This is a genomic window from Anaerolineae bacterium (assembly GCA_016931895.1).
Lineage (GTDB): Bacteria > Chloroflexota > Anaerolineae > 4572-78 > J111 > JAFGNV01.
In genome coordinates this window covers 1-5,265 of record JAFGDY010000095.1, presented here as the reverse complement: position 1 = coordinate 5,265, position 5,265 = coordinate 1, and the positions used below count along the sequence as shown (strand labels likewise).

Annotated in this window: 6 protein-coding genes; 1 reads left to right on the top strand and 5 read right to left on the bottom strand. The window is 50.3% G+C overall.

Going from position 1 to position 5,265, the window contains the following annotated elements:
* Positions 1-426 (top strand): glycosyltransferase (locus JW953_07395; GenBank protein MBN1992515.1); only part of this gene is annotated, 426 nt, incomplete at its 5' end.
* A 17-nt stretch (positions 427-443) separates the two neighbouring features.
* Here the strand turns inward: JW953_07395 and chrA are convergent.
* The 5 genes from chrA to JW953_07370 form a co-directional block, all read right to left on the bottom strand.
* Entirely contained in the window at positions 444-1,601 is a 1,158-nt protein-coding gene (gene chrA / locus JW953_07390; GenBank protein ID MBN1992514.1) for a chromate efflux transporter, read from the bottom strand.
* A 16-nt stretch (positions 1,602-1,617) separates the two neighbouring features.
* Positions 1,618-2,361, bottom strand: coding sequence for a PHP domain-containing protein (locus JW953_07385; GenBank protein MBN1992513.1), 744 nt, complete (start codon positions 2,359-2,361; stop codon positions 1,618-1,620).
* A gap of 230 nt (positions 2,362-2,591) precedes the next feature.
* Positions 2,592-3,818, bottom strand: a complete 1,227-nt coding sequence (locus JW953_07380; GenBank protein MBN1992512.1) for a glycosyltransferase — start codon at positions 3,816-3,818, stop codon at positions 2,592-2,594.
* Positions 3,819-3,849: 31 nt separating this feature from the next.
* Complete coding sequence (locus JW953_07375) at positions 3,850-4,470, bottom strand: VTT domain-containing protein (protein MBN1992511.1); 621 nt, start codon at positions 4,468-4,470, stop codon at positions 3,850-3,852.
* Positions 4,471-4,876: 406 nt separating this feature from the next.
* The gene (locus tag JW953_07370) at positions 4,877-5,014 is read right to left on the bottom strand and encodes a hypothetical protein (protein ID MBN1992510.1); all 138 of its coding nucleotides are present in this window, start codon (positions 5,012-5,014) and stop codon (positions 4,877-4,879) included.
* Between the last annotated feature and the right edge of the window lie 251 nt (positions 5,015-5,265).

Here is a 5,265-nt window from a genome sequence, read left to right as displayed (position 1 = left end):
TGTTTTGCCGGCACCAACACCATTTTCACCGGCTTTCTGCGGGGTGATGACCTGGCCCACGCCTACGCTGCCGCCGATATATTTGCTTTCCCATCGGCCAATGAAACATTGGGAAATGTGGTGCTGGAAGCGATGGCTTCGGGGTTGCCGGTCGTCGCGCCGCGATCCGGCGGGGTATTGGACAACGTCATTGATAAAAAAACAGGATTGTTGTTTGCGCCGGAAAGTCAAGATGATTTCACTACTGCCATCAACAAGCTTGTTACGCACGAATGGTATGCTCGCCGGTTGGGTCACGTCGGCCGCAAACATGCTGAACAAAAGAATTGGGAGACAATTCTGGACGGGCTACTGGATGACTATGCCCTGCTGATTAGCCGTCAAACAGAATTTTTGGCATTTAGTTCTGGCAGAAGGGTGGCCTGAGTTGGAGGGCTGAGGTTTTAGCTAAAACCTGCGTGCTCAAAAAGGAAGGTCAGTAAACCTATTATCGCTCCACCGGCTATCAACCAGGTTGAATTGACCCGGAAACGAATCAACAATCCTAAAGAGACAAGGGCCATAAAAATAGTCAGCGGGTCAATGAGTGAAGCGATACCCAATTGCCAGGTTACCGCCGCCATTAAACCAAGTGAGGCCACATTGACCCCATCTAATAAACCACTGATCCAAACTGAGTTGCGTATCCGCGGTATCAGCGGATTAGAAACAGCCACAAAGATAAAGGAAGGCAAAAAAATGCCAAGCGTAGCCAGCAGCGCTCCGGGAATTCCTCCCAGCACGAAGCCAATGAATGTGGCGGTGGTGAAGACCGGACCGGGCGTTATCTGCCCAATCGCCACGGCATCGAGCAGTTGCTGGTCGGTGAGCCAACCATACCGGACCACCAGATCGGCCCGGAGAAAAGCCAGCAGCACGTAACCGCTGCCGTATAAAACGGCCCCAATCTTCAAAAAAGTAAAAAACACCAGCGGCAAACTGACCGGGGTAGGGGCCAACGCAGAGAAGCCGAGCATGTTCAACCCGGCCAATGGCGGCGCAAACAAGATTCCTAACGCTCGTTTTTTCAGTTGTTGGATGTTTGTGCCTATCATCACCAATAAACCCCCGGCAAAGAGCAAGGCGATTTCGTTGAGGCCAAAAAAGTACAGAACAAAAACGGCCACGCCAACAAGCGTGAGGGCCAGGTTTTTGGCCGCCTTGCGCCCCAACTGCCAAAGCGCCTGCCCGATAATGGCAATGACCACCGGCTTGACGCCATACAATAACCACTCAACTTGAGGCGTAGCGCCAAATTGAACATAGCCCCATGCCAGCGCCATAACTATGAGCATGGCCGGCAAAATAAAACAAACCCCGCCCGCGATCAATCCCCACCAGCCTGCTCGCAGAAAGCTTATATGGATGGCCATTTCGGTGGAGTTGGGGCCGGGGATAAGGTTAGTAGCGCCCACTAGATCAAGGAATTCTTGGTCGTTGAGCCACTGCCGCCGCTTTACCGTTTCGTTGTGCATCATGGCAATGTGAGCGGCAGGTCCCCCAAAAGCGGTCAAGCCCAATTTTAGAAACAGGATAATAACTTCGGCCAATCTTTGAAACAAGGTGTAGACCTATACCTCAATTAATGCTGCCGGGGGCTTGTTTGGGATGATGGTAATACCCCGGCTTGCGTTCTTGGAGAACAGGTAGTGTACACAGCATACTGGTGATTTTCCACATGGTTCCGCCGGGCCGAACCATATCTTCTTCAATAGCTCGGCGCAAGTCGGCGCCGGTGCGGCCCGGAAACCAGGTGAAAGCCTGACCGGTGGTGTAGGGAATATGCGAGTCGCTGGCCCCCAGACGGGGTAAACGTTGCCCCAACCAGCGATTAACGAAGCCGGCCCACACATTGCCGGGCAAACTCAGCGGGCAGCCATGCCGCACTTCAACTCCATCAAAGGGCAAGTGTCGAATAGCGTTGCCCACACTCTCCATCTCCCAACCATAAACAAAGGGGTGAGGCGCAATGGCCAGCCCGCCTTGTTGATGAATGGCGTTAACCGCTTCGGCAGCGGTGGCTTGTTTGGGCAGGGTTGCGTGTAGGAATAGACCTAACACGTCGCCGTTGCCGGTGGTTACTTCTTGCCCGATAATGACTTCAAGGTCTGGATGGTACCGGCGAGCATAATCGCGGGCAATAAATGCGCCTTCGGTTGTATCATGGTCGGTAATGGCTATCACGTTTACCGAGGTGTTTTCGGCAATAAAATCAATGGTTTCAGGGGGGGACAGGTAGCCATCGCTATAGGTGGTGTGAAGATGTAAGTCGGCTTTGCCCCAACTTACACCCGTTGTTTTTGATAGTGTTGTTAAATTCATAATTTTCTTCAATCTCTTTTTTGACTATACAGCTCGGGCTGCCTTCGCCATTGAAAAAGAGATTCGCACGGTGCGGGGGAACACTAATGAGCCAGTTGCTTAGGTCTCTTAAACAGCCACTTGACAATTCATGCCAATAGGGAGTCTACCCCTAACACATTAAGAATTTTTTAAGCGATGATTAACGAGCGGTTAAATATGTGTAAAGTTTAATTGAGTTTTGGGTACAGTTATGGAAAAGCAATCTTATTTAACCCCTTGGCAAGTGGGGTGGACGGGCTTACTTTGATGGCGTAAGGGTAGGTGAGCAGGTTTTGATACAAACCGGCGTAACATTGAACCGTGATGGGCAAACTGTGCGCTTGCGCTCTGGCCAAACTGGCGGCTCTCATTTGGGGCCACTGCGCTTTGGCGTCAGCCAGCATCGCCAGACCGTGCGCCGCATCGCTGATACTGCCGAGTTGAAACAGATAACCGTTCACTTTGTGCTCAACCAACTCGGGCAGGGCGCGGGCATTGGCGGCCAGCACCGGTAAACCGCTTGACATCGCTTCCAGGGTGGCAATGCTCTGCAACTCGGCCCCGCTGGGCATAGCAAAAATGTCGGCGCTGTTGAGCAGCAATGGCAAATCGTCACCGGGAATGAAACCGGTGAACACAACATCTTGCTGCAACGAGAGATTGCGGCGCAAGGTTTGCAGCGTGTTAAGATAACTGCTCCGTCCGGCAACGGCTAATTGAATGTTGTGGCGGTTGAGGCGTTTGATGGCTTCCATCAGCACATCAAGCCCTTTTTCTCGATCAACGCGCCCCACAAAAATAAACAGGGTCTTGGCAGGGTGCAGCCCGTAACGTCGGCGAATCTCGGCGCGGTTCAGATTGGGTCGTGGTTTGAAACGAGCCTGATCAACCCCACACGAAATGGCCTGGACCGGCACGTTGATTTGTTGTTGTCGCAAAATACGCACCGCTGTTTCGGTGGGCGTGGTTGCAGCGTGCAGGGTGTTAAATACGGCTAACATATTTTGCCACAGCAACCGGTGGATGGGCTGGCTGGCCCAGGCGGGAATTCTAAAATTATCCGTCAGATTTTCGGGCAAGAAATGATTGGTGCCCATCCGTGGAATATCATATTTGCGGGCAGTTTTTAAGACCGAGCGACATATAAAATAGTGATCTTGAATGTGAATGAGGTCCGGTTTAAAATCAACCACGGTGCGCTCAACAATCCCATCAGAAAACCCTGAAACATTGACATTATCATTGAACGGCAGGGTGGGTACGGTTTGAATGGTTAATCCGTTATGTTTTTTGGCGTAAGGTCGTCCGCGCTCGGAGGGCGCTACCACCAGAACCTCGTGCCCAACTTGGGCCAGACCCTCGGCCAGATTAATAGTAAAAACTGCCTGGCCGTTATTTCTTTTATAAAATGTTTGCCCCGCGATCAGAATACGCATTACTTCCTCCTCCTGCTCTGATAATTATATTTTAGGTTGTATCGAAGTGGGATGATTGGCCGACTCTTTTGATGAACCAGAGTAGAAGGCCCCCAAAAATAATAAGGCCAATAACGGCAATAATTTGCATGCCTGTCTCCAATTGTTTGACATATGCGCCCAAATGATAACCGATAAAAACAAGCGAGCCGGTCCAGATACACTCGCACCCAAAAATAATTGGGAACCAGTGGCGCCAGCGGACGCGAGCCATACCCGCGGCAATCAAAGCCGGGACACTCATACTGAGGGTCAGCTTGGCCAACAATAGTATTTTTTCCGCGTGCTGCTTCATTTTTTGCTCAAAATGAGTAATTTGCGCTTGGCGTTTGCGCAGCCAGCCGATACGTTGCGTGAGCACTTCAAAACGGCCCAAATAACCCAACAGATACCAGCCAATGTCGGCGCTCAAGTTGCCCATTGAAGCAGCGATAAAAACCCCAATTGGGTCTAATGCGCCGGTTGAAGCCAGCAGTGCCGCCAAAATCGTAATGTTCGGCCCCTCAAGTGCCACCAATACGGCAATAAAGATGTAGCTCCAGTAACCCAACAGAGGTAGCGCCCCTTCGGTTAAGGCTGCCCAAACAGTGTTAAACATTTGTGTCAATGTCAAAATAAATTCACCTTTGATACTTACCCAGACAAATAGAATATTATTTGTGGGTAAAAACTTGGTTAAACTCACTTTAAAGCGTGTTTAAGAGATGATTAAATCCATTTAACTTTACCGAAGTTTTGACCACTCCTGGTTGGCCTAAGTTATCATACCATTTTGTGAAGTCAATGCAAGCCCGGATTGAAAAGCTCAAAGCGGCGGGTCTGTTTGGTCCCTGCCAGATCGCTTTCAGCGAATGGGTCAACCTCTGCTGCGGACGCCGATTTTCCTGCCGGAGATGTAAACCGGTAGACATGAAAAAACCCTGACCAAAGAATCAGACAGGGTTGTTTTGGGGTTGGAAATCAACCTTTGAAGGCCCGGTAGTTGTTTTACCGGACCTTGATATTGTGGAGGAAGTTATTTATTGGGGTAATTTTACCGCCCGAACGGCATCGTAGATGTCATCATTGTTGCCTTGGCCCAATTCAATCCACTTGAGGTTCAGGCTGCCATCCGCCTTTTGCGTGCCTTTGGTGGCGTACAGGGTAGCCGCGCTCATATCACCTGCCTTATCCAACACCGACTTAAAGAGTACGGTGTCGGCGCCGTCATCTAAGTAAAATTAAAGTTCGGGTAGTTCCTTAGTTAAGGTGTAACTTGGGACGTTTTTGGGACGGCCCTTGTGTTATATTGGGCATAATGGAGGTATGTTATGGCTACAAAGCTTAGGTAACCTGAGTTCGGGATAAGGATTGAGTAAAAGTCACTCCTGCATGGTAAAATGGGGCAAAAATGAACCAGATAGACCCC